Below are 25,285 nucleotides of genomic sequence, written 5' to 3' on the forward strand. Positions count from 1 at the left end.
AGTGCGGCCTCGGGGGCGGGTTGGACAAGTCCGCTCCCGTCCCGTCTCAGAACCAGCTGAGGGTCAGGGTGAAGGTGGTGCCCGCGGTGGCTCCGGTGGCATCGCTCGCGGTGGCGGTGACCTGGAAGGCGCCGCTGCCCCAGGGCTTGCCGGTGATCCGCCCGGAGGCGGCGTCGAGCGCGAGGCCCCGGGGCAGGCCGGTGGCGGCGTACCGGACGGGGGGCTTCGCCCCGGTGGTGGGGAGCTGAACGGTGCAGGGCCTGTTGAACGTGCACGACTGCGGGCCGGGGTCGGTGAACTTCAGCCCGCCCGGGGTGGGGGTCGGCGTGGGCGTGGGCGTCAAGGTCGGTGTGGGCGTCGGAGTCGGTGTGGGGGTGTCAGGAGTCGGGATATGCGCACAATGTGAGGGGACGTCAGCGGACGTGCCAGACCCGGTTCCCTCCCGTTCGAGCATCGTTCAATGCCGCGGGGGCATGTCCGGTCAGCGCGCCGGCTCCCGTACGGGTGCCTTGTGCCCGGCCTGCGCGATGAACGCGCGGGCCGCCCGGCTGAGCGGCCGCCGGGCGTGGGCGATGCCCACCGGGCGCAGCAGCGGCGGCGTGAAGGAGCGGATCTCGGCCCGGCTCCCGAAGGCCCTCAGCACCACGTCCCGGTACCAGATGAGGGAGCCCCGGCCGTCCGTCACGCCCGTCACCCAGGCGAGTCGTTCGTCGACCTCCAGGGTCGGGACGGGCCGCACTCCGAGGCAACTGAACATGGCCTCCATCTCGGTGCGCCGGCCGGTCCCCGGCGAGGGCAGCACCATCGGCAGCCCGTCGAGCATGCGCAGGGGCATCGGGTGGGGCAGCCGGGAGCCCGGCGGTGATATCAGCACCACCTCCCGTTCCTGGATGAAGTGGCTGGAGAGCTCCTTGTCGACGGGCAGGTCGACCAGGGCCAGCTCCGAGCGCCCCTGGTTCACCTCCTCGACCAGGGCCTCCCTGCTGCCGTGCTGCTGGAGCCGGACGTCGACGGTGGGGTGCCGTCCGGTGAAGGCCGCGATCAGGTCGGTGGCCAGGTCGAGGGCGAGGGTGGGGGTGGTGACCAGGGTCAGGACCGCCCGGGCGCCCCCGCCGTGCGGGGTCCCGATGTCGTCGATGGCCTCCACCGCATTGAGTACGGTTCGGGCCAGCCGGACGACCCGGGCCCCCTCCGGCGTGAGGTCCACCCCCCTTCCCCGCCGTGCCAGGAGCTCGACGCCGAGGTCGCGCTCCATGGCCTGCACGGCCCGGGACAGCGCGGACTGGGCGACGAAGACCGAGGCGGCCGCTCCGGTGATGGAACGGCAGTCGGCGACGGCGACGAGGTAGCGGAGCTGCGCGAGGGTGGGGGTCATGACCGGACGGTAACCGCGCGGGGCCGCACCTGTAAGGGCTCGTCGGATGAACAACTGGCCGGGTCCCGGGTGCCGGTCATGCCCGGTCGGCGCGTGCGCATGCCGGTGCGGCATGCCCACGCGGGTGCGGTACGCCGGCCCGCGCGGCGGGGTCGGCCCGGCCCGGCGGGAAACGCCGCAGGCCACCGGGCCGGCCGGGGGGTGTCGTGGGCCCGCCCGGGCGGAATCGCGGGTGGCACGTGTATGCCGCCGGAACGAAGCACCGTATTCCGCAAGGCTGTTGACAGTGCACGGCGGCCACCGCACGATGCAACGCGGCATTGCGGGTGTTTGACCACGGTTCAAGCCCGCCGTACCCGCGGTGGGTGCCCCGGCCGGTGCGCGCGACCACCGCACTCCCCCGTCTTCCGGCCCGCCCCGCACCGCCGTTGCACGGCTCGTCGGCTCGTCGGTTCGCCCGCTCGCCTGCTCGTCCGTTCTTCCGTCCCGCACTCCGCCATGTCACCCAGCATTGGAAGAGGAGCGCCCGTGACCCCCCACCCGCAGCCCGCCCTCACCCGTGACCTCGTCGTCGCGGTCAGCCCCTTCGAGGAGCCACAACCGGCCATTGTGACCGCCGCCGAGCGCGCCGGGGCCCTCGGCCTGCTCGACCTCGGCCGGGACGCCGATGCCGCGCGGCGAGGTTTCGTAGAGCTGGGCCGCCGGCTCGACGGCGGCGCCCGGTACGGGGTGCGGGTGCCGGCCGGCTGCCCGCTCGGCCCCGGGGAGCTGCCCGCCGCGGTGGACACCGTGCTCCTCGCCGACCCCGCCTCGCACACCCCCGAGCGGGTGGCCGCATGGGCCGCGGCGGCCGGGCGGCCCCGGGTGTGGGCCGAGGTCACGGGCGCGGCCGAGGCCGGGACGGCCGTGGCCGCCGGGGCGGACGCGCTGGTGGCCAAGGGGCATGAGGGGGGCGGCCGGGTGGGCCCGGCCACCACCTTCGTCCTGCTCCAGCAGCTCCTCGGCGACCCCGCGGTCCGGGTGCCCGTACGGGCCTGTGGCGGGATCGGCCCGCACACGGCGGCCGCGGCCGTCGCGGGCGGGGCCGCCGGGGTACTGCTCGACGTACAACTGGCCCTGACCACGGAGGGCGAGGCCGGGCTCCCGGAGGAAGTCATCGCCGCGCTGCGGGCGATGGACGGCTCCGAGACCCGGACGGCGGAGGGGCACCGGGTGTTCGCGCGGCCCGACCTGACCCCGCCCGAGGGGCCCGTACCCACCCTGCTCGGTGCCCGCGACCTGCGGACCCAGCTACTGCCCGTCGGTCAGGACGGGGCCTCGGCGGCCCGGCTGGCCACGCGCTACCGGACCACGGGCGGCGTCCTGCAGGCCGTACGGGCGGCCGTCGCCGGGCACCTGGAAGCGGCTGTGCGGGCCCGGCCCCTCGGGCGGCCGCACCCCGTCGCGCAGGGCCCGATGACACGGGTGAGCGACCAGGCGGCCTTCGCCGCGGCGGTGGCCGCCGCGGGCGGGGTCCCCTACCTCGCGCTCGCGGTCATGGAGGGCCCCGCCGTACGCCGGCTGCTGGCGGAGACGGCCGAGCGGCTCGGGGACCTCCCCTGGGGCGTGGGGCTGCTCGGCTTCGCCCCGCCCGGGCTGCGCCGGGAGCAGCTGGCGGCCGTGACCGAGGCCCGCCCGCCGTACGCGATCGTCGCCGGCGGCACCCCGGCGCAGGCGGCCCCGCTGGAGGCGGTGGGGATCCGGACCCATCTGCACGTGCCTTCGCCCGGTCTGCTGGAGCGGTATCTCGCCGAAGGCGCCCGGCGGTTCGTCTTCGAGGGGTCGGAGTGCGGCGGACACGTCGGGCCGCGCGCCTCGTTCCCGCTGTGGGAGGAGCAGATCGAGCGGCTGCTCACCTGCCCCGAACCAGGATCTCTGGACGTGTTGTTCGCGGGCGGGATCCACGACGAGCGGTCCGCCGCGATGGCGGTGGCGGCGGCGGCCCCGCTGGCCGCCCGGGGCGCACGGGTCGGGGTGCTGATGGGCACCGCCTACCTGTTCACCGAGGAGGCCGTGGCGGCGGGCGCGGTCCTACCGGGCTTCCAGCGGGCGGCGGTGGAGTGCGCGGACACCGTACTGCTGCACACCGCGCCCGGACACGCCACCCGGTGCGCGGCCACCCCGTACGCCGACACCTTCGAGGCGACCCGGCGGCGGCTCGCACAGAGCGGCATCGAGCCGCGCACGATGTGGGAGGAGCTGGAGCGACTGAACCTGGGGCGACTGCGGATCGCCAGCAAGGGCCTGCGCAGGAGCCCCGACGGGAGCGGGCTGGAGCCCGTCGCCGAGGAACAGCAGCGGGCCGACGGACTGTTCATGCTGGGCCAGGCCGCCACCCTGCGCACGGGCACCACGACGATCGCGGCGCTGCACGCGCAGGTCACCGAGGGGGCCACCGCCCTGCTGGAGCGGCGGGCCCGGGAACTCGCCGGCGCCGGGCCGTCGGCCGAGCGGGCCCCCCGGGCGGCCGACGCGCTCGACATCGCGATCGTCGGGATGGCCTGCGCCTATCCGGGCGCCCCCGACCTCTCCGCCTACTGGGCCATGGTCCTCGCCGGGACCGACGCCGTCACCGAGGTGCCGGCCGAACGCTGGGACCCTGCGCTCTACTACGACGCCGACCCGGCCCGGGCCGGTGAGCGCACCCCCTCCCGCTGGGGCGGCTTCCTCGACCCGGTGCCCTTCGACGCCCTCGCGCACGGCATCCCGCCGGCCTCGCTCGCCGGGATCGAGCCGGTGCAGCTGCTGGCCCTGGAGATCTCGGCGCGGGCCCTCGGGGACGCGGGCTACGGCAAGGACCGCGCCTTCGACCGGTCCCGGACGTCGGTGGTCTTCGGCGCGGAGGCCGGTACGGAACTCGCGGGCGCCTACGGGCTGCGCGCCCTGCACCCCGCCTACCTGGGGGAGCTCCCGGCCGAGCTGGACGAGCAACTGCCGCGCCTCACCGAGGACTCCTTCCCCGGGATCCTCGCCAACGTCATCGCCGGGCGGGTCGCCAACCGTCTCGACCTGGGCGGCGCGAACTGCACGGTCGACGCCGCCTGCGCCTCCTCGCTCGCCGCACTGGACCTCGCCTGCCGCCAACTGCGCGACCACGACAGCGACATGGTGCTGTGCGGAGGCGCCGACGTGCACAACGGAATCAACGACTACCTGATGTTCGCCTCCGTCCGCGCCCTGTCGCCCGGCGGCCGCTGCCGGCCCTTCGACGCGGCCGCCGACGGGATCGCGCTCGGCGAGGGCGTGGGCGCGCTCGTCCTGAAGCGGCTCGCCGACGCGGAACGCGACGGCGACCGCGTGTACGCCGTGATCAAGGCGGTGGGCGCCGCCAGCGACGGCCGCTCCCTCGGCCTGACCGCGCCCCGGCCGGAAGGACAGCGGCGGGCCCTGGAGCGGGCGTACGCGCGGGCCGGCATCACGCCCGGCGAGGTGGGCCTGATCGAGGCGCACGGCACCGGAACCGTCGTCGGGGACAGCACCGAACTCGCCGTGCTGAGCGAGCTGTTCACCGCGTCCGGGGCCGAACCGGGAGCCTGCGCGCTGGGCTCCGTGAAATCGCAGCTCGGGCACACCAAGTGTGCCGCCGGGCTGGCCGGGCTGATCAAGGCGGCCCGCGCGGTCCACACGGGCGTCCGGCCCCCGACCCTGCACATCGACACGCCCAACCCGGCCTGGCGGGCGCAGACCAGCCCGTTCTCCTTCGACAGCGAGGCCCGACCCTGGCCGGTGCCCGCGGAGCGGCGGATCGCCGGGGTCAGCGCCTTCGGTTTCGGCGGCACCAACTACCACGCGGTGCTCGCCGGTCACGGCGGCTCGGCAGAGCCCCGGCACGGACTGGAGGAGTGGCCGGCGGAGCTGTTCTGCTTCCGCGGCGAGGACCGGCGGGCGGCGGGCCGCGCAATGGCCCGGCTCGCGGCGCGGCTGGAGGAGAACGACGCGGCCGGGCGGCCCTGGGCCCTGCGGGACCTCGCGGCGGAGACCGCCGCGGCCCCCGGCCGGATCGAGGTGGCGGTGGTGGCGGCCGACCTGGACGAGCTGGCGGCCCGCCTGGAACGGGCCCGCACGTTCACCCCGGGCGCGGGGGTCCACGTACGGGAGGAGTCGGCGGAGCCGGGCGGGGTGGCGTTCCTCTTCCCCGGCCAGGGCAGCCAACGCCCGCGCATGTTGGGCGCGTTGTTCACCGCCTTCCCCGCCCTGCGCGGCCTGCTGGACTCGGCCCCGCCCCCGGTGGTGTCTACGCTGTTCCCACCGGCGGCGTTCACCGCCGAGGCACGGGCCGCGCAGCGGGCGGCCGTCACCGACACCCGCGTGGCGCAGCCGGCCCTCGGCCTCGCGGGGGCGGCGGCGCACCTGCTGCTCGGCGAGCTAGGCGTACGGCCGGACTGCGTCGCCGGGCACTCGTACGGGGAGCTCACCGCGCTGTGGGCGGCCGGGGCCTACGACACGCAGAGCCTGCTGCGGTTGAGCGCACGCCGGGCCGAGGCGATCGTGGCGGCTGCCGGCGCGGATCCGGGATCCATGGCGGCGGTGTCGGCCGCGCCGCAGGAGGTACGGGAGATCGCGGCCCGCGCCGGCTGCGTGGTGGCGAACCACAACGCGCCCCGGCAGTGCGTGATCTCGGGCCCGACGGCGGCCGTGTCCACGGCGGTGACGGCCCTGCGCGAGGCGGGACTCACGGTGGACCCCCTCCCCGTCTCCTGCGCCTTCCACAGCGAGGTGGTGGCAGGAGCAGTGGCGTCCCTGACCGCCGAACTGGCGGCGACCCGGATGTCGACCCCCCACACCCCGGTCTGGTCGAACACCACGGCGGACCGGTATCCGGCGACGGCACAAGAGGTACGGAGCCTTGCCGCGCGCCAGGTGGCGGAGCCGGTCCGGTTCGTCGAGCAGGTGGAGGCCATGTACGCGGCCGGTGTCCGGACCTTCGTGGAAGCGGGGCCCGGCCGGGTCCTCTCCGGTCTGGTCGGCCGGATCCTGCAGGGGCGACCGCACACGGTGGTCCCGCTGGACGTACCGGGCGAGCACGGCCTGGTCCGACTGGTCAATGCGCTCGCCGAGTTGGTGGCGGCGGGCGTGCCGGTGGCACCGCACGCCCTCTTCCGCGGCCGCACCTCCCGCCTCCCGGAGCACGCGCCGCGGCGACCGGGCTGGCTGGTGGACGGCCACCTCGTCCGCACCGCGGACGGCGCCCCGGTCCCGGGCGGCCTCCGCCCGGCCCGCCGGGTCATGACCTCCGAAGCCGCACCGGCTCCGAAGACCGACCGCCGGGAGGAGGCCGTACTGGAATACCTCCGGAGCACCCGCGAACTGGTCGAGGCCCAACGGGACGTCCTCCTCGGCTTCCTGGGCGCCGCGCCCTCCGCCCCCTCGCCCCGTTCGGCGCCCGAGGAAGCACCCCGGCGCACGCCCGACCCCGCCGGAACCGCCCTCACCACCGATCCCACCGACCCCGCCCGCCCCGCCCCCGCACCGCCGGGCCCCCGCACCGCCGAAGAGGTCATGGACCTCGTCCTGGAGATCGTCCACACCCGCACCGGATACCCCCGCGACATGCTCGACCCCGAACTGGACCTGGAGGCGGACCTCTCCATCGACTCCATCAAGCGGGTGGAGATCATCGGCGCCCTCGCCGACCGGATCGGCCTCCCCCAGGACCCGGGCGGCAGCGGCTCCGCCGAGTCCGCGGTCGAGGAGCTGTCCCGGATCAAGACCCTGCGCGGCATCGTCGACTGGATCACCGCCCGCGCACCCGCCGCACCCGCCGCACCCACCACGCCCGACGGCGCCCCGGTGGCACCGCCCATCGGGCGGCTCCGGGTGGACCTGGTGCCCGTACCGGCGGCCGACGGTGCCCCCGAGACCCTGCGCGGCCTGCGGATCGGCCTCGTCGGGGACGGCCAGGGCATCGCCCCCGCCCTCGCGGCGGCCCTGGAGGAGCTCGGCGCCGAGCCGACACGACTGCGCGCGGCCGGGCCCGGCTTCGACGGCCTCGTCGACCTCTCCGCGCTGCGGGCCACCGCCGGGCCGGTGCTGCCCGACGCCTTCCCGGGGCTGCGGGAGGCCCTGACGACCGGAACCCCACGGCTGCTGCTCATCACCGGGCCCGGCACCCCCGGCGCCGGTCTGCACGGCTTCGCCCGCAGCGCGGCCCTCGAGTTCCCCGGCACGCTGGTGCGGGCCGTGGACGTCCACCCCAAGGAGGACCCGGAACGCATCGCGGCGCAGCTCGTCGCGGAACTGAGCAGCGGAGCAAGCACCCCCGACACTCCCGATGCCCTCGATGCCCCCGATGCCCCCGACGCCCCCGACGCCCCCGCCTCCGTCGGATACACCGCCGAGGGGACCCGCGTCGCCCGCCGCCCCGTGCCGGCCCCCCTGCCGGCTCCCTCCGCCCCCGACGGCCCACCGCCCCTGGACCGCGGCTCGGTGGTCCTGCTGACGGGCGGGGCCCGCGGGATCACCGCCCGCACCGCGCTCGCGCTGGCCCGCGCCACCGGATGCCACGTGGAACTGGTCGGGCGCACCCCCGAACCCGCCGCCGAAGCCGACGGGTTCGGGCCGGCGCAGGACCGGGTCGCGCTGCGCGCGGCCCTGATCGCCGCCGGGCTGCGCACGCCCGCGGAGATCGAGGCGGCGGCCTCGCGGATCCTCGCCGAGCGCGAGGTGCGGGCCACCCTGACCGCCCTCGGCGCCGCAGCGGCGTCCGTCCGTTACCACTGCGCGGACGTCACCGACGAGCGGGCCGTCCGGGCGGTCGTGGCCGACGTACGGGAGCGCCACGGCCGCCTCGACGGCATCGTGCACGGCGCCGGGGTGCTGCGGGACGGGCTGCTGCGCGACAAGCGGCCGGACGATTTCGCCGCGGTGTTCGCCACGAAGGTGACCGGGGCCCGCCACCTGGCCGCCGCGGCGGCCGAGCACGGGGATCTTCCCGCGCCCCGGTTCCTCGCCCTGTTCGGCAGCGTCGCCGGGGTGTACGGCAACCGCGGCCAGTGCGACTACGCCGCGGCCAACGACGCCCTCGACGGCCTCGCGCACGTCTGGGCCGAGTCCTTCCCCGGTCGGGTGCTGTCCGTCGACTGGGGCCCCTGGGCGGCGGAGGCGGGCGGGATGGTCACCCCCGAGCTGGAGCGTGCGTACGTCCGGCGCGGCATCCCGCTCATCGCACCGGACGCGGGGACCGCCGCGTTCCTCGACGAACTGGCGTACGGGAGCGACGTGCAGGTGGTCCTGATGGCGGAGGAGGGCCGGGGCGATGCGTGACGGAGAGCGGTGCGGCCCCCGCCCGACCGACGCCGCGATCGTGGGGATGGGCGCGGTCTTCCCGGGGGCCGCCGACCTGGCCGCGTACCGGCGCAACCTGCTCGCCGGTACGGACTGCATCGGCGAGGTCCCGCCGGAACGCTGGGACCCCGAGGTGTACTACGACCCGCGGGGCGCCACCGGACCGGCGGCGGGCGACCGGTTCTACTGCCGGCGCGGCGGATTCGTCGACGGTCTCGCCGCCTTCGACCCGACCCGGTTCGGGATCATGCCAGCTGCCGTGGACGGGGCCGAACCGGACCAGATGCTGGCCCTGCACGCGACGGCCGAAGCGATCGCCGACGCGGGCGGCGAGGCCCGGCTGCCCGCCGACCGGTCACGGATCGGGGTGGTGCTGGGGCGCGGCGGGTTCATGGGGGTGGCCACCGCGCGGCTCGACCAACGGGTGCGCACCGCACACCAGTTGGCGCAGACCCTGCGGGATCTGGCGCCGGAGTTGGGTGAGCGGCGGATCGCGGCGGTGCGCTCCGCGTTCCAGGACGCGCTGGGGCCGGAGCAGCCGGACGCGTCGATCGGGCTGGTGCCGAGCTTCACCGCCGCCCGGACCGCGAACCGGCTGGACTTCCGCGGGCCCGCCTACACCCTGGACGCGGCCTGCGCCTCCTCCCTGCTGGCGGTGGACCAGGCGGTGGGGCTGCTGGCCGCCGGGCGCTGCGACGCGGTGGTCGCCGGGGCGGTCCACCACTGTCACGTCGCGACGCTGTGGAGCGTGTTCACGCAGCTGCGGGCGCTCAGCCCGAGCGAGCGGATCCGGCCCTTCGACCGCCGGGCCGACGGAACCCTGCTGTCCGAGGGCACCGGGGTGGTGCTGCTGAAGCGGCTGGCGGACGCGGAGCGCGACGGCGATCGCGTGTACGCGGTGGTCCGCGGCACGGGCGTGGCCGGGGACGGCCGCGCGGCGAGCCTGATGAGCCCGCTGGTCGCGGGCCAGGTGCAGGCCCTGGAACGGGCCTGGCGGGAGGCCGGGCTGGATCCGCGGGCGCCGGGCGCGCTGGGCCTGCTGGAGGCGCACGGCACGGGCACACCGGTCGGGGACGCGGCCGAACTGCAGACTCTGGCGCAGGTGTTCGGCCCGCCCGAGCCCGGGAACGGACGCGGGATCGGAGGCGGGATCGGCTTCGGGTCGGTGAAGTCGATGCTCGGGCACACCATGCAGGCCTCGGGCATGGCCGGGCTGATCAAGGCCGCGCTCGCCGTGTACGAGGGGGTGCTGCCGCCGACGCTGCACCTCGAGGAGCCGCACCCGGACCTGGCCCGGACGCGGATGCGGCCGGTGCGCGCGGCCGAGCCGTGGGAGCAGGGGCCGCGGCCGCGCCGGGCCGGGGTCAACGCGTTCGGCTTCGGCGGGATCAACGCCCATGTGGTGCTGGAGGAGGCTCCGACGGCCTCGCGCTCGACCGCTGCGGCCGCCCCCGACCCGGCCCCCGTCTCGACCCCCGGCCCGGCCCGGGTGGCTCCGGTGCGCCGGTTCCTGCCGCTGGGAGCGCCGGCCGCGCCGGTGGGGCCGGTCGCGGGGGACGACGTGCTCCTCATCGGTGCGGACACTGCGGCGCAGCTGTCGGCCCGGCTGGCGGCCGCCGTCCCGGTGTCCGGCGGCGACGGGCCCTGCCGGGTCGCGGTGGTCGGGCCCACGCCCCAGCGGCTGGCGCTGGCCGCCAAGGCGGTGGCGCGCGGCCGGCCGTGGCGGGGGCGCGGGGACGTGTGGTTCGCCCCGGAGCCGCTGGGCGGCCGCACGGCGTTCCTGTTCCCCGGCCTGGAGCCGGAGTTCGCCCCGGTGGTGGACGACGTGGCGGAGCGGTTCGCGCGGGAGGCGCCCCGGCTGACCCGCGGCGCGTCCCTCGTGGAGCGGGCCCTCGACGCGATCGCGACGGGCCGCTTCTTCGCCCGCGTCCTGCCCGAACTGGGCGTCGAGGCCGATGTGCTGGCGGGTCACAGCCTGGGCGAGTGGGCGGCGATGGTGGCCGCCGGCATGTACCCGCAGGAGGCGGCGGACACCTTCCTCGGCTCGCTGCGACCGGGGGACGTCCGGGTCCCGGACCTCGTGTACGCGGCGCTGGGCTGCGGCGCGGCGCGGGCCGGGGCCGCGCTGCACGACCTGGACCGGGTGGTGGTCAGCCACGACAACTGCCCGCACCAGTCGGTGATCTGCGGGGAACCGGCACAAGTGGCCGCGGCCGTGGCGCGGTTGCGCGGTGACGGGGTGCTCGGTCAGGAGCTGCCGTTCCGTTCGGGTTTCCACACCCCGATGTGGGAGCCGTACCTCGGGCAGGTCCGCGCCGCCTTCGACCGGCTGCCGCTGCGGCCCGGAGGGCTCCCGGTGTGGTCGGCCACCACGTGCGCGCCGTTCCCGTCGGCTCCGCGGGACGTCCGCGACCTGGTCGTACGGCACCTGCTGGAGCCGGTCCGCTTCCGCGAGCTGGTCCTGCGGCTGTACGAGGACGAGGGCGTGCGCGCCTTCGTCACGTTGGGCCCGGGCAGCCTGCCGGGTTTCGTCGAGGACACCCTGCGCGACCGCCCGCACCTCTCGGTTTCCACCTCCGCCCCGCGCCTGCCGGGCCTGGCGGCGCTCCGCCGCACCTGCGCGGCGCTCTGGGCGGAGGGGTACGCGCCGCGGTGGGGGCTCCTGGCCGGGACGGCCCCGGCGGCCGGTCCGACGCCGCGACCCGGCCCGGCCGCGCGGCAGCCGGCACCCGCCGGACCGGGACTGCGCGTGCCCCTGCACCTGGGGTCCCCGCTGGTCCACCTGAGCGAGACGGCCCGCACCTCCCTGCGCGGCCTCCTCGCCCCGGCCCCGGCCGGGGCCGCCGCCCCGAGCTCGCCCCCGGCCCCGGACCGACCGACGGAGCCCCCGGCGCCCTTGTCCGCGGCGGCCGGAGCGACCCGCCCGGTGCTGCTCTCCGCCCTGGACGCGGTACTGGCCGACGCGGGCTCGGCCGCCCGGGCCGTCACCGACGCCTGGTCGACCGTAGGACCGCCGAAGGCGCCGGCACCGGCACCGCCGCCGGCCCACGACCCCGAGGATTCGGGAAGGGCCACGGGGAAGCAGCTCCTGCGGCTGTCACTCGCCGCGCTCCCCTACGTACGGGACCACTGCGTGTACCTCCAGCCCGACGGCTGGCCGGAGGACTCCGACCGGTTCCCCGTCGTGCCCATGACCACCATGCTGGAGCTGGCGGCCGGGGCCGTCCGGCGGCACGCCCCTCCCGGCCTCTCCGTCATCGGGTACGAGGACGTACGCGCCCTGCGGTGGCTGGCGGTCGAGCCGGCCGTCGACGTCGAGGTCACCGTCCGCGGTGACGGGCCGGGTCGGATGCGGGTCGACCTCGGGGAGTACGCCTCGGTGGTCGTGCTGCTCGGCGAGCGGTACGGGCAGCCGCCCGCGCCCGACGGCACGCCCCTGCGCGACCCCGGCCCCGCCCCGGTCAGCGCCGAGGCCCTGTACCGGGACCGGTGGATGTTCCACGGCCCGCGCTTCGCCGGGGTGCACGTGGTCCGGTCCGTCGGCTCGGACGGCATCCGGGGGGTCCTGCGGGCACTGCCCGACCCGGGCGCGCTGCTCGACGCCGCCGGGCAGCTCTTCGGACACTGGATGCAACTGCGCCTGCCGGTCGACCGACTGGTGTTCCCGGCCACCGTGGACCGCATCCGGTTCTACGGTCCCCCGCCCGCCCCGCGGGAGCTGGTGACCGCCACGGCCCGGATCCGCGCGGTGCAGGACGTCACCGTGCGCGGTGACGTCGAGCTGCGCGGGGCGGGCGGCGGGGTGTGGGCCCGGATCGAGGGATGGACGTACCGCCGGTTCGGCGCCGACGAGCGGGTCTGGCCGATGAAGTTCACCCCGGAGGTGTGCGGGATCGGCGAAGCCCGGCCCGAGGGCTGGTGCCTGGCCCGGCGCCGCTGGAACGATCCCGCCTCGCAGGAACTGGTGATGCGCCGCTACCTCGGTGCCGCCGAGCGGGCGGCCTACGAGCGGCTGTCGCCGCGTGCCCGGGCGCCCTGGTTGCTGGGCCGGATCGCGGCCAAGGACGCGCTGCGGCAGCTGCTGTGGGACGGCGGGGCCGGGCCGGTGTTCCCCGCGGAGGTGCCGATCGGCAACGACCCGGCGGGCCGGCCGGTGGCCGTGTCGCCGCTGACCGGCGGCTTCCGGCTGTCGATCGCGCACAAGGACCGGCTCGCGGTCGCGCTGGCCCACCCGGCCCGGCCGGTCGGCATCGATGTGGAGCAGGTGACCGCGGACCCGGACGCGCTGATCCGGATCGCCCTCGGCCCGGGCGAACTCCGTCTCGCCGAAGGGCTGGCCGCCCGCGGGGGCACCGGCCTGCCCGCCGCGCTCACCTCCCTGTGGTGCGCCAAGGAGGCCGCGGCGAAGGCGGCCGGGGGCGGGCTGGGCGGCCGGCCGCGGGACTGGCGGGTGGCCGGGGACCCGGATTCCGGCGCCCTGCTCGTGACCTCCCCCGAGGGGGACCCGTACCCGATCCGCACCACCCCGCTCAGCAGCCCGCTCGCCACCCCGCTCACCGACACCGTGCCCGATCACGTCGTCGCCTGGACCGTCCACCTCGCGGCGCCCTCCCCCGTACCCGTCCCCCTTCCCCTTCCCCTCACGGAGGCCCGTCATGGCACCTGACATCCTCGCCGAGATCACCGGAATGCTCGTGGAGATCGTCGGCGACGAGTACCTGCTCGCCGAGGAGGTCACGATGAAGACGACCTTCAACGAGGACCTCGCCCTGGAGAGCATCGAGTTCGTCGCCCTCGCCGAGCTGCTCCACCACCGCTACGGCGCCGACGTGGACCTGATGGGCTTCCTGGCCGAGAAGGACATGGACGCCATCTTGGCCATGTCCGTCGGCGAGCTCGTCGCCCACATCGGCCGGATCACCCACACCTCCCTGGCCCGGGCCGCCGCGGGGAACTCCCCCGCGTCGGCCGGCTGAGCCGGCCATGGCCTTCGTCCGCGCGGGCTCCCTGCGCTTCCACGTCCAGCGGCTCCCGGCCACCGCCGCCGCCCCCGACCGGCCCGTCGTGGTGTTCCTGCACGGGCTGGTCGTCGACAACCTGTCCTCCTTCTACTGCCCCCTGGCCCTGCCCGTGGCCCGGGCCGGCCACGAGGCCGTCCTCTACGACCTGCGCGGCCACGGCCGCACCGAGCGTCCGGGCTCCGGCTACGACAGCCGCACCGCCGTACGGGACCTCTTCGCCCTGCTCGGCGCGCTGGACCTCGGGCGGCGCCCGGTCCACCTGGTCGGCAACAGCTACGGCGGCACCCTCGCCCTGCACGCCGCCCTGGCCCGGCCGGACCTGGTCACCGGGCTCACCCTCCTCGAACCGCCGCTCGGCGGCGCCTGGGTGGAGAACATGGTGGACACCCTGTCGGCCGCCGCGCTGAGCCTGGAGGACAGCACGGTCCCCACCGAGCTGCTCGCCCTGCGCCTGCGCAAGGCCGCCAACCTGACCGCCATCGCCGACGCCCTCCTCAACCGGACCACGCTCATCGACGACATCGCCGCGAGCCGCGTCTTCACCCCGGCCGACCACGCCCGGCTGCGCTGCCCGGTCCTGGTCGTCTGCGGCGAACACTCCGAACTGCTCGCGGGCGGGCGGGAGCTGGCGCACCACGCCCCGCGGGGTGCGCTGCGGATCCTGCCGGGCCTGGGGCACGACGTCCTGAAGGAGAGCAGCGGGGTCCTGCGGGAGACCGTGCTCGCCCATCTCGACGCGACGGCCGGTGCGACGACGGCGGCGGGGCCGCGGGTGGGAGCGCTGGTCCCGTGAGGGTGTTGTTCACCGTGCCGCCGCTGGCTGGGCACGTCAATCCGACGGTGGCCGTCGGGGCCGAACTGGCCGCCCGGGGGCACGAGATCGCCTGGACGGGACCGGGGCCGGCGCTGGCCCGGCTGCTGCCCGCGCAGGCCCGGATCCTGCCCGCCGGGGAGGAGCTGGGCTCCGGCGGGTACGCGGCGCTGCACGAGAGCTGGCGCGATCTGCGCGGGGTCGGTGCGCTGCGGTTCCTGTGGGAGGAGGCGCTGGTGCCGCTGGCCCGGGCGATGGTGCCGGGGGTGGCCCGGGCCGTGCGCGCCTTCGGGCCGGACGTGCTGGTCGCCGACCAGCAGGCCCTGGCCGGGCCGCTGGTGGCCCGGCGGCTTGGGGTCCCGTGGGTGACGTCGGCCAGCACCTCGGCCGAACTGACCCGGCCCTTCGCGGACTTCCCGAAGGTCGGGGAGTGGGTGGCCGGGCAGATCTCGGGCCTGCTCGCGGAGGTCGGTGCGGCGCGGGATCCGGGGGGCCGCGCGGGCTGGGACCCGCGGTTCTCCGAGCGGCTGGTGCTGGTCTTCTCCACTCCCGAACTCGTGGGCACGGAGGTGGACTTCCCGCCCCACTACGCCTTCGTGGGACCGGCGTTCGGGGCCCGTCCGCCGGCACCAGCCTTCCCCTGGCAGCGGCTGGACCCGGCGCGGCGGCGGGTGCTGGTGTCCCTGGGCACCCTCAACCAGGCGGCCGGGGCCCGCTTCTACGGCGCGGTGCTGGGCGCCGCCGAACGGCTCGCCGGGGAGGTCCAGTTCGTCCTCGCGGCGCCCGCCGCACTGATCGGGGACGTACCGGACCACCTCCTGGTCCAGGAGAGCGTCCCGCAGTTGGAGCTGCTGCCGCACCTGGACGCGGTGGTCTGCCACGCCGGCCACAACACCGTCTGCGAGGCCCTCGCGCACGGGCTGCCGCTGGTCGTCGCCCCGATCCGGGACGACCAGCCGATCGTGGCCCGGCAGGTGGTCCTGGCCGGGGCCGGCGTCCGGGTGCGGTTCGGCCGGACCCGGGCCGAAGAACTGCGCGACGCGCTCACGGCCGTGCTGGACGACCCCGGCCCGCGCCGGGCCGCCCGGCGGATCCAGGCCTCATTCGCCGCGGCGGGCGGAGCCGCCGCCGCGGCCGACCGGTTGGAGAAACTGCTATGACGCCACCCCCGCTCTCCCGGGTCCCGTGGACCTCCGTCCTGTTACTGGCCGCCCTCGGCGCGGGCACCGTACGCGCCGGGCGCCGGCTGCGGGCGATCCCGGTGCTGCCGGTCACCCCGGCCGCGGCGGCCGGGGTGCCGCGCGCCGCCGGGTGGCGGCTGCTCACCGCCCGGGGGGTCGAGCCGGATGCGGCCACCTTCCTCGCCGCCTGCGCGTTCGCCGAAGGGGAGGGGCTACGGGTACTGGACGTGCTGCCCGTGGACCTGGCCGCCGAGCGGGCGCTGGGGCTGCTGCGCCTGGTCGATCCGGCCCGGTACCGGCAGGACCGGCTCGCGACGGGCCGCGGGGCCGGGTTCGCCGTGCTCGTCACCGAGGAGGTGCTGGCCCGGGCCGGGGTGGATCCGGGTGGGCCGCGCCGGGATCCCGCGGAACTCCTCGCGCTGACACGCCGGTTGAAGGAGTACGCGGCCGACGCCACCGGGCTGGCCATCGCCCCCGGCCTGCGCTGTGGTGGGGTCGGTGAGCCCGGGGGGCCGGCACGGGCCGCCGAGTTGCGGGCCCAGGGGCTGCCCGCGGGGGCGCTGGCCGCCGCGCAGCTCGGCGGATTGGCGCTGCTCGCGGGCGTCGCCGTACGCCAGGGCCGGTGGGGCGCGGCCGCGGCCGGGCTGTACTGGCTCCAGCCGTACCTGGTCCTGGGCGGGCCGGGCTCCCCGCTGCGCCCCGCCGGTCTGGGCCGGGCCACGGCGGCCCGGCCGGTGCGCTCCCTCGGCGCGGGGCTGCGTACGGCCGCGGCAGCCCGCCGGGACACCCCGCCGGACGGCGCGGCGGAGGCGGCGCGGGCCGCCGCCTACCGGGAGGACCTGGCGGCGGGGACCGGGCGGTTCTTCGAACCGCGCCGCACGGACTGCCCGTGGTGCGGCTCCGGCCGGCTCGCCGTCCGGGTCCGGGTGTCCGACCTGCTCCAGGGCAAGCCGGGCCGTTTCGCGCTGGAGCGGTGCGGGGACTGCCGGCACGTCTTCCAGAACCCCCGGCTGACCTCGCAGGGGCTGGAGTTCTACTACCGGGACTTCTACGACGGGCGCGGCGGCGAGGGCGCGGGCACGGTCTTCGGCAGGCTGGGCGACGCCTACCGGGGGCGCGCCGAGATGCTCGTCCCGCACGCCGACCCGGTGTCCTGGCTGGACGTCGGCACCGGGCACGGACACTTCTGCAACGCGGCGCGGGAGGTCTGGCCGCAGACCCGCTTCGACGGGCTCGACATGGGCGAAGGGGTGCGGGAGGCCGAGCGCCGCGGCTGGGTGGAGACCGGATACCTGGGCCAGTTCCCGGACTTCGCGTCGAAGCTGGCGGGCCAGTACGAGGTGGTCAGCATGTACCACTACTTGGAGCACACCCGGGAGCCGTTCGCCGAGCTGGATGCGGCGGCCACCGTGCTGGCCCCCGGCGGGTTCCTGGCCATCGAACTGCCCGATCCGCAATCGCGGATGGCCCGGCTCCTCGGCCCGTTCTGGCTGCCCTGGTTCCAGCCGCAGCACCAGCACCTGATGCCCGCCGCCAATCTGCGCGAGGCGCTCGCCGACCGGGGGTTCACCGTCGTCGCCGAGGAGCACGGACCGGCCCACCAGGGCAACGACTTCTTCGGCGCGGTGGCGCTCGCGGCGACGCGGTTGGCCCCGGATCCGGACCGGCCGTGGGGCCCCGGGCCCACGCCGCGCGCCCGGCTCCTCGCCCACGCCGTACGGGTGGCGGCACTGCCGTGCTTCGCCGCCGCGGCGGTGCTCGACACGCTGCGCACGGCGGTGGCCCGGCGCACGGACGGCGGGAACGCCTACCGGATGCTGGCCCGCAAGGACGCGCCGTGACGGGGGCGGCCGGCCACGTCGGACCGCCCACGGGGAAGCGGCCCGCCGTCTCGGCCGGCGCCACCGCGACCGCTGACCGCGCCGGAGGCGACCTGGCCCGGCGGGCGACGGCCGATCCGCTGTTCCGGCTCGTGGCCTACGCCCTCGAGGCCGCGCACGGGCGGCCCCCGGCCGCCGTGTGGAGCGCCCCGTACGCCTTCCACTTGGGCTCTCCCGGCCTGGTCGCGGCGGCCGGCTGGCCCACGGCCGCGGCCGCGGCCCCGCGCACCGACGGCCTGGTGCGGCTCAGCTCGCTCGGTCATCCCGCGGACGGCTGCGATCTGCCGCTGACCCTGTCGGGGCCGCCGCCCGCCGCCCCCGCCTGGGCGGTCCGGCCGTACGCCGTACTGCGGGCCCTGGCCCGGGCCGGGTACGGCTCCGGCGGAACCGACCTGCACGTCCAGGGCTCGCTCACGGGCGCCGCCGGGCTGGCCACGGCGGAGCCCGCCGAGTGCGCGGTGGCGCTGGCGGTGGCCGACGTGCACGCGGGGGCGGGTGAGCGGCCGGACCGCGAACAGCTGGCCCGGCTGCTGGCCGGAGCGCTCCCGGACGGGGACGACGGACTGCGCCGGGCGGTGCTCTTCGCCCGGGCCGGCAGGGCGCTGCTGCTGAGCGCGGAGCCCCGACGGCGCCAGCGGTACGTCGCCTTCGACCCGGCGGCGTCGGGAGCGCGGCTGGTGCTGGTCGCCGTCCGCGGGGAGGCCGCGGACCGGCCGCGGGAGCTGGCGCGGGCCGTGGCCTGTGCCCGCCGGGCCGGGGCGCTGAGCGCCTGGCCGCCCGGGCAGGGGCGGGAGCCGGGGCGGAGCGTACTGGTGCTGCTGCCCGAGGCGCGGCTGGCGGCGGTGCGGGCCGCGGTGGCGGAGGACTTCCGCGACCGGGGGCGGCCCGTACCGCGGTTCCTGAACATCGCCGTGGCCGGTGCGGCCCGGCGCGAGGAATGACCACGCCCCGGGGCCGGACCCGGGCGACACCGAGGAGGAGAACACCCATGCCCACCCTTCGACCCTCACCGACGGCGCGCGCGAGACGCGGGGCCCGCTGGCCGGCGCTCGTGGCCGGGATCGGCGCACTCGGCCTGCTGGGCGCCTTCACCGTGGCCAACTCCGTGGCGGCCGTGCCCGGTTCCGCCACCGCACCGACCGCGGCCGCCGCGTTGCCGACGTACGACCACGTGGTGGTCGTCGTCTACGAGAACAAGCAGTACGGGGAGATCATCGGCAGCGCGAACGCCCCGTACATCAACCAGCTGGCGAACGGCGGCGCGAGCCTGACCGGGATGAAGGCGTTGACCCACCCCAGCCAGCCGAACTACTTCAACCTCTTCTCCGGTGCCACGCAGGGCATCACGGGCGACGGCTGCTACACCCCGCAGTCGATGACTGCGGCCAACCTCGGCCAGGAGCTGATCGCGGCCGGCAAGACCTTCGCGACGTACAACGAGGACCTGCCGGGCGAGGGGTCCACGGCCTGCACGAACGGCCAGTACGCGCAGAAGCACAACCCGTGGTTCGCCTTCAAGAACGTGCCGCTGAACACGGGCAAGACCTGGGCGCAGTTCCCGCAGAACGACTTCGCGGCGCTGCCGAGCCTGTCCTTCGTGGTCCCCAACCAGTGCAACGACATGCACTCGTGTTCGGTCGCCACGGGTGACACCTGGACCAGGAACAACCTCGACGCCTACGCGCAGTGGGCGAAGGCCAACAACAGTCTCCTGGTGCTGACCTGGGACGAGGACAACTACTTGGGCTCGAACCAGATCGCCACCGTCTTCCACGGCGCGAAGGTCAAGACGGGCAAGTACGCCACGGCCTTCAACCACCACCACCTGCTGCGGACCTTCGAGGACCTCTTCGGCACGGCGACGCACGCGGGCAACGCGGCCAACGTCCAGCCGATCACCGAGGTGTTCGACACTTCCACGAACCCGACGCCCACCCCCACTCCCACGCCCACCCCGACTCCGACACCCACGCCGACCCCGACGCCCACCCCCACCGCGGGCGGTCTGCAACTGACCAACCCCGGCCCCCAGACCTGCAAGTTCAACCAGTCCTGCACCATCCAGCTCAGCGCCACCGGCGGCAGACCCCCGGTGCGGTACGCGGCCACCGGCCTGCCCTGGGGTCTGAGCGTCGACGCCGGCTCCGGCCGGATCAGTGGCAAACCGTGGGGCAGCGGCACGGTCCAGGTCACGGCGACCGCCACCGACTCCGCGGGCACCACCGTCACCACCGCGTTCCCGCTCACCGTCAACTGGTTCTAGACCCGGCCGGCCCTGGAGGCATCGGTGTACCTGTCGACCAGCCGGGCCTCGGACATCGCCGGGGGCACCCCGGCCCCGAAGGGCCCCCTGCGGGCCGTCCCCGGCACGGTGTTCGCGCTCGGGCTGGTCAGCCTGGTCACGGACGTCTCCGCGGAAATGGTCACCGCCGTCCTGCCGTTGTACCTGATGGCCGGACTCGGCATGTCCCCGCTCGCGTTCGGCGCCCTGGACGGTCTGCACCAGGGCGCCACCGCGGTGCTCCGCCTCGCGGGCGGGCGGATCGCCGACCGCACCCGGCGCCACAAGCTCGTCGCGGGCGCCGGCTACGCGCTCTCCGCCGCCTGCAAGGCGGCCCTGCTCGCCGTCGCCACCCCCTGGTCGGTGGCGGCGGTGCTCGCCGCCGACCGGACCGGCAAGGGCCTGCGCACCGCCCCGCGCGATGCGCTGATCTCGCTGTCCGTGCCGCCCGGGGAGCAGGGCCGCGCCTTCGGGGTGCACCGCGCACTGGACACGGCGGGCGCCCTGCTGGGGCCGCTGGCCGCGTTCGGGGTGTTGTGGGTGGCGGTGGACGGGTACGAAGCCGTGTTCACCGTGAGCGCTTGCGTCGCCATCCTGGGCGTGGTGCTGCTCGCGCTCTTCGTCCGGGAGGCCCCGGCGCCCGCCCCCGCCCCTGCGCCGGCCCGGGCCCGTCCTGCGCTGCCGCCCGTACGCACCCTGCTGCGCCTGCCCGGCCTGCGGGGGCTCTGCCTGACCGCCGTCGTGCTCGGCCTGTTCACCGTCGGCGACGCATTCCTCTACTTGCTGCTCCAGCGCCGGCTCGACCTGTCGGCCGCGTACTTCCCGCTGCTGCCCGTCGGCACGGCGGCCGTCTTCCTGCTGGCCGCCCTGCCCGTGGGCCGGCTCGCCGACCGGCTGGGCCGGCGCCGGGTCTTCCTCGGCGGGCACGTGCTGTTGCTCGGTGCCTGCCTGCTGCTCCTGGCCCCGCTGCCGGCCGGGGCGCTGCTGGTGGTCGGTGTGCTCGCGCCGCTCGGCCTGTTCTACGCGGCCACCGACGGGGTGCTGATGGCGGCCGCCGGGCCGCTGCTGCCCCCGGAGCTGCGCACGACCGGGCTCGCGGTGCTCCAGACGGCCCAGGCGCTGGCCCGGTTCGCGGGTTCCCTGCTGTTCGGGTCGGCCTGGACCCTGTGGGGGCCGGGCCCGGCGCTCGCCCTGGCGGCGGCCGGGCTGTTGCTGTCGCTGGCGGCGGTCGCCGTCATAGGGTCGGTGCATGCCGGAAACACAGCGGACTCTTGAAGGCAGGGTGGCCCTCGTGGCCGGGGCGACGCGCGGCGCGGGCCGGGGCATCGCGGTCCAGTTGGGCGCGCAGGGTGCGACCGTGTACGTGTCGGGGCGCAGCACCCGGGGCAGACGCTCGGAGTACGACCGGCCCGAGACGATCGAGGAGACGGCCGAGCTGGTTACCGCCGCGGGCGGGCGGGGCATCCCCGTGGTCGCCGACCATCTGGTGCCGGCGGAGGTCGAGGCCCTGGTCGGGCGGATCGACGCGGAACAGGGCCGTCTGGACGTCCTGGTCAATGACATCTGGGGCGGGGAGCTGCTCTTCGAGTGGGAGAGCACGGTCTGGGAGCACGACCTGGACAAGGGGTTGCGGCTGATGCGGCTGGCCGTGGAGACCCACGCCGTCACGAGCCATTTCGCGGTGCCGTTGCTGCTGCGCGAGCCGGGCGGTCTGGTGGTGGAGATGACGGACGGAACCGCCGAGTACAACGCCAGCCGCTACCGGGTGTCCTTCTTCTACGACATCGCCAAGTCCTCGGTGCTGCGCATGGCGTTCGCGCTGGGGCACGAGCTGGGGCCGCGGGGGGCCACGGCGGTGGCGCTGACGCCGGGTTGGCTGCGCTCGGAGATGATGCTCGACACCTTCGGGGTGACGGAGGCGAACTGGCGGGACGCGTTGGCCAAGGTCCCGCACTTCGCCATCTCCGAGACCCCGTCGTACGTGGGCCGGGCGGTCGCGGCCCTCGCCGCGGACCCGGAGGTGGCCCGCTGGAACGGCCGGTCCCTCTCCAGCGGGCAGCTCGCCCGGGAGTACGGCTTCACGGACCTCGACGGCAGCAGCCCGGACGCCTGGCGCTACATGGTCGAGGTCCAGGACCCGGACCGCCCCGCGGACACCACGGGCTACCGCTGACGGGTCCGCCCTGCCCGTCCCGGCCCTGCCGGCCCGGGGCGGGCTGGGCGCCGGGTCAGCGCGCCGGACGGGAGTCGATCAGGCGGGTCAGGCCGTCGAGGACGCACTGCAGACCGAAGGTCCAGAGCGTCTGCGGGTGGTATCCGGCGACCGTGGCGCCCACGCGGCCGGCGAGCGGGTAGCGCTCGGGGTCCAGCGCCCGGGCCAGCAGCGGCTCGCTGACGGCCCACCAGTCCTCCTGGCTCTGGCGGCTGTTGTGCGCCGCGTCGTCGGCGACCCCGAGGGCGTGCGCGTGGACGAAGCCGAGGAGGTGGGCCAGGCCCGCGTCCATCTCGACGTCGGTGAGGCCGATGCCCTCGAAGGCCGCCAGTTCGTACTCGTACTTCCCGATGACCCCGGGCCCCAGCGGTGGACGGGTGACCGCCAGGTCCGCGATCCAGGGGTGGCGGGCGAGCAGGTCGCGGTTGTCCTCGGCCACGCGGGTGACCTTGGTCCGCCACGGGTCCCGCGCGCCGGGCGGCCGGCGCTCCATGCGCTCGTACGCCTCGTCCAGCATGAGGTCGAGGAGTTCGGCCTTGCCGGGGACGTACGTGTAGAGGGTCATGGGCGTCACGGCCAACCGCTGGGCCAGGGCCCGCATGGTGAGCGCGGTCAGTCCGGACTCGTCGGCGAGTTCGGTCGCGGCCCCGACCACGGCGTCGACGGTGAGGCCCTGCCGCGGGCCGCGGCGGCCCGGCCGGGCCGGCTGTTGCCCCCGCTCCCGCCACAGCAGCTCCAGCGTACGGACGGGGTCGCCCGCCCCGCTGCGGTCCTTCGCCATGTGCGGTCCTCCGAGCGTCCGGCCAACAATTCACTGTACGCCGTATAGAGTACAGTGTAGAAAGTAAGCTCCAGACACCGCCACGCGAGGAGTTCCGTGCAGATCGCCGCCGACAGCCATCAGGTCATCCAGGTCCGCGGAGCGCGGGAGAACAACCTGACGGACATCTCCCTCGACATCCCCAAGCGCCGGCTCACCGTCTTCACCGGTGTCTCCGGCTCCGGCAAGTCCTCCCTCGTCTTCGGCACCATCGCCGCCGAGTCGCAGCGGATGATCAACGAGACGTACACGGCCTTCATCCAGTCCTTCCTGCCGAGTCAGGGCCGGCCCGACGTGGACGGGCTGCACAATCTGAGCGCCGCCATCGTCGTCGACCAGGAGCGGATGGGCGCGAACTCACGCTCCACGGTCGGGACCGCCACCGACGCCTCCACCATGTTGCGGATCGTCTTCTCCCGCCTCGGCGTCCCGCACATCGGCGCGTCCAGCGCCTTCAGCTTCAACGCGCCTGACGGCATGTGCCCGCGCTGCGAGGGGATCGGGCAGGTCTCCGACATCGACGTGGACCAGTTGGTGGACCGTGAACTCTCCCTCAACGAGGGCGCGATCACCGTCCCCGGCTTCGCCGTGGACACCTGGTACTGGCAGAACATGGTCAACTCCGGCTTCTACTCCGCCCATGTCAAGCTCAAGGACTTCACGGAGCAGGAGTGGGCCGACTTCCTGCACATGGGCCCGGTCAAGGTGAAGTCCGGCTCCACCAACTACACCTACGAGGGTCTGGTCACGAAGATCCAGCGGACGTACCTGTCCAAGGACCGCGAGGCGATGCAGGCCCACATCAGGGCCTTCGTCGACCGCGCCGTGGTCTTCACGGACTGCCCCGACTGCGGCGGCACGCGCCTGTCCGCGGCGGCGCTCTCCTCGCGCATCGACGGGGTGAACATCGCCGAGTGCTCGGCGATGCAGATCAGCGACCTGGCCTCGTTCGTCCGCCGGATCGACGACCCCGGCGTGGCCCCGCTGCTCGCGGGCCTACGGGGCCTGCTCGACTCCCTCGTGGAGATCGGCCTGGGATACCTCAGCCTGGACCGGCCGTCCGGCACCCTGTCCGGCGGCGAGGCCCAGCGGGTCAAGATGGTGCGGCACCTGGGATCCTCGCTCACGGACGTCACGTACGTCTTCGACGAGCCGACCACCGGCCTGCACCCGCACGACATCCAGCGCATGAACGACCTCCTGCTGCGGCTGCGCGACAAGGGCAACACGGTGCTGGTGGTGGAACACAAGCCCGAGGTCATCGCGATCGCCGACCACGTCGTCGACCTCGGCCCGGGCGCGGGCACGGCCGGCGGGCAGCTCTGCTACAGCGGGGACGTAGCCGGGTTGCGCGCCTCCGGCACCCTCACCGGGCGCCATCTCGGACACCGGGCGCGGCTGCGGGAGTCGGTGCGCACCCCGCGCGGGCACCTGTCGATCAAGGACGCCGATCTGCACAACCTGAAGGACGTCAACGTGGAGGTGCCGCTGGGAGTGCTGACGGTGGTGACCGGGGTCGCCGGATCGGGCAAGAGCTCGCTGATCCACGGGTACCTGGCCCGGCGGGACGCAGTGGTGGTGGCCGACCAGTCGCCGATCCGCGGCTCGCGCCGGTCCAATCCGGCCACCTACACGGGGCTGCTGGGGCCGATCCGGACGGCCTTCGCCAAGGCCAACGGGGTCAAGGCGGCGCTGTTCAGCGCGAATTCGGAGGGCGCCTGCCCGAAGTGCAACGGCCTCGGGATGGTCTACACGGACCTGGCGATGATGGCCGCGGTGGCCTCGGTCTGCGAGGAGTGCGAGGGCCGGCGGTTCACGCCCGAGGTGCTGACGTACCGGCTGCGCGGCAAGAACATCAGCGAGGTGCTGGACATGCCGGTCGCGGAGGCGCACGCGTTCTTCCCCACCGGGCAGGCGCGCGCGGTCCTCGGCCGGTTGGCCGACGTCGGACTCTCGTACCTGCGGCTCGGGCAGCCGCTCAACACCCTGTCGGGCGGCGAGCGGCAGCGGCTCAAGCTCGCCATCAGCATGGCCGAGAAGTCCTCGACGTACATCCTGGACGAGCCGACGACCGGCCTGCACATGGCCGACGTGGACAAGCTGCTGGCCCTGCTGGACCGGCTGGTCGACGACGGGAACTCGGTGATCGTCATCGAGCACCACCAAGCGGTGATGGCGCACGCCGACTGGCTGATCGACATCGGCCCGGGCGGCGGCCACGCGGGCGGCGAGGTCGTCTTCGAGGGCACTCCGGCGGACCTGGTGGCCGGGGCGGACACCCTGACCGCCCGTCATCTGCGGGAGTACGTCGGCTCGTAGCCCGGCACCGGACGCCGTACGCACGGCGCGTACGGCGTTCGCAGCGTCGGTTAGGCTGGCCG

Annotated in this window: 14 protein-coding genes; 11 read left to right on the forward strand and 3 right to left on the reverse strand. The window is 75.6% G+C overall.

Features of this window, described 5'->3' with window-relative positions; genetic code table 11:
* Positions 1-46: 46 nt before the first annotated feature.
* Together OG386_RS09245 and OG386_RS09250 are read right to left on the reverse strand one after the other, a co-directional pair.
* Complete coding sequence (locus tag OG386_RS09245; protein WP_328787685.1) at positions 47-343, reverse strand: putative Ig domain-containing protein; 297 nt, start codon at positions 341-343, stop codon at positions 47-49.
* A 138-nt stretch (positions 344-481) separates the two neighbouring features.
* Entirely contained in the window at positions 482-1,375 is an 894-nt protein-coding gene (locus OG386_RS09250; RefSeq protein ID WP_328787686.1) for a LysR family transcriptional regulator, read from the reverse strand.
* 528 nt (positions 1,376-1,903) lie between these two features.
* Between OG386_RS09250 and OG386_RS09255 the strand changes: the two genes are divergently transcribed.
* The 10 genes from OG386_RS09255 to OG386_RS09300 are packed head-to-tail and all read left to right on the forward strand — an operon-like array spanning position 1,904 to position 22,045.
* Positions 1,904-8,677 carry an SDR family NAD(P)-dependent oxidoreductase gene (locus OG386_RS09255; protein ID WP_328787687.1) on the forward strand — a complete coding sequence of 2,258 codons (6,774 nt, stop codon included), beginning with the start codon at positions 1,904-1,906 and terminating at the stop codon, positions 8,675-8,677.
* On the forward strand, positions 8,670-13,364 hold the full coding sequence (locus OG386_RS09260; RefSeq protein WP_328787688.1) for a polyketide synthase: 4,695 nt from the start codon (positions 8,670-8,672) through the stop codon (positions 13,362-13,364). The genes OG386_RS09255 and OG386_RS09260 overlap by 8 nt, the downstream gene beginning before the upstream one ends.
* Complete coding sequence (locus tag OG386_RS09265; RefSeq protein WP_328787689.1) at positions 13,354-13,674, forward strand: acyl carrier protein; 321 nt, start codon at positions 13,354-13,356, stop codon at positions 13,672-13,674. The genes OG386_RS09260 and OG386_RS09265 overlap by 11 nt, the downstream gene beginning before the upstream one ends.
* A gap of 7 nt (positions 13,675-13,681) precedes the next feature.
* Positions 13,682-14,512: an alpha/beta fold hydrolase gene (locus tag OG386_RS09270; protein ID WP_328787690.1), complete on the forward strand. Its 831-nt coding sequence runs from the start codon at positions 13,682-13,684 to the stop codon at positions 14,510-14,512.
* A gap of 2 nt (positions 14,513-14,514) precedes the next feature.
* Positions 14,515-15,690, forward strand: coding sequence for a glycosyltransferase (locus tag OG386_RS09275; RefSeq protein WP_328793198.1), 1,176 nt, complete (start codon positions 14,515-14,517; stop codon positions 15,688-15,690).
* Entirely contained in the window at positions 15,687-17,552 is a 1,866-nt protein-coding gene (locus tag OG386_RS09280) for a class I SAM-dependent methyltransferase (RefSeq protein WP_328787691.1), read from the forward strand. The genes OG386_RS09275 and OG386_RS09280 overlap by 4 nt, the downstream gene beginning before the upstream one ends.
* Positions 17,549-18,532 carry a galactokinase gene (locus OG386_RS09285; RefSeq protein WP_328787692.1) on the forward strand — a complete coding sequence of 328 codons (984 nt, stop codon included), beginning with the start codon at positions 17,549-17,551 and terminating at the stop codon, positions 18,530-18,532. Before OG386_RS09280 ends, OG386_RS09285 begins: the two co-directional genes overlap by 4 nt.
* Positions 18,533-18,579: 47 nt before the next feature.
* Positions 18,580-19,854 (forward strand): alkaline phosphatase family protein, encoded by a 1,275-nt coding sequence (locus OG386_RS09290; protein ID WP_328787693.1) that lies wholly within the window; start codon positions 18,580-18,582, stop codon positions 19,852-19,854.
* Between the two features lie 24 nt (positions 19,855-19,878).
* Positions 19,879-21,147 (forward strand): MFS transporter, encoded by a 1,269-nt coding sequence (locus tag OG386_RS09295; RefSeq protein ID WP_443053157.1) that lies wholly within the window; start codon positions 19,879-19,881, stop codon positions 21,145-21,147.
* Positions 21,122-22,045, forward strand: coding sequence for an SDR family oxidoreductase (locus OG386_RS09300; protein ID WP_328787694.1), 924 nt, complete (start codon positions 21,122-21,124; stop codon positions 22,043-22,045). Before OG386_RS09295 ends, OG386_RS09300 begins: the two co-directional genes overlap by 26 nt.
* Before the next feature lie 55 nt (positions 22,046-22,100).
* On the opposite strand, the gene OG386_RS09305 is transcribed toward OG386_RS09300, so the two are convergent.
* Positions 22,101-22,865 (reverse strand): TetR/AcrR family transcriptional regulator, encoded by a 765-nt coding sequence (locus OG386_RS09305; protein ID WP_328787695.1) that lies wholly within the window; start codon positions 22,863-22,865, stop codon positions 22,101-22,103.
* Positions 22,866-22,961: 96 nt separating this feature from the next.
* Between OG386_RS09305 and OG386_RS09310 the strand changes: the two genes are divergently transcribed.
* Positions 22,962-25,223 (forward strand): excinuclease ABC subunit UvrA, encoded by a 2,262-nt coding sequence (locus tag OG386_RS09310; RefSeq protein WP_328787696.1) that lies wholly within the window; start codon positions 22,962-22,964, stop codon positions 25,221-25,223.
* The last annotated feature ends 62 nt before the right edge of the window (positions 25,224-25,285 follow it).

The sequence above is a fragment of the Streptomyces sp. NBC_00273 genome, from assembly GCF_036178145.1.
Taxonomy (GTDB): Bacteria; Actinomycetota; Actinomycetes; order Streptomycetales; family Streptomycetaceae; genus Streptomyces.

Excerpts from the sequence above, each read along its gene's own strand:
- OG386_RS09250 (WP_328787686.1), bottom strand. The coding sequence starts at position 1,375 with ATGACCCCCACCCTCGCGCAGCTCCGCTACCTCGTCGCCGTCGCCGAC.
- OG386_RS09260 (WP_328787688.1), top strand. The coding sequence starts at position 8,670 with ATGCGTGACGGAGAGCGGTGCGGCCCCCGCCCGACCGACGCCGCGATC.
- OG386_RS09265 (WP_328787689.1), top strand. The coding sequence starts at position 13,354 with ATGGCACCTGACATCCTCGCCGAGATCACCGGAATGCTCGTGGAGATC.
- OG386_RS09270 (WP_328787690.1), top strand. The coding sequence starts at position 13,682 with ATGGCCTTCGTCCGCGCGGGCTCCCTGCGCTTCCACGTCCAGCGGCTC.
- OG386_RS09280 (WP_328787691.1), top strand. The coding sequence starts at position 15,687 with ATGACGCCACCCCCGCTCTCCCGGGTCCCGTGGACCTCCGTCCTGTTA.
- OG386_RS09290 (WP_328787693.1), top strand. The coding sequence starts at position 18,580 with ATGCCCACCCTTCGACCCTCACCGACGGCGCGCGCGAGACGCGGGGCC.
- OG386_RS09300 (WP_328787694.1), top strand. The coding sequence starts at position 21,122 with ATGCCGGAAACACAGCGGACTCTTGAAGGCAGGGTGGCCCTCGTGGCC.
- OG386_RS09305 (WP_328787695.1), bottom strand. The coding sequence starts at position 22,865 with ATGGCGAAGGACCGCAGCGGGGCGGGCGACCCCGTCCGTACGCTGGAG.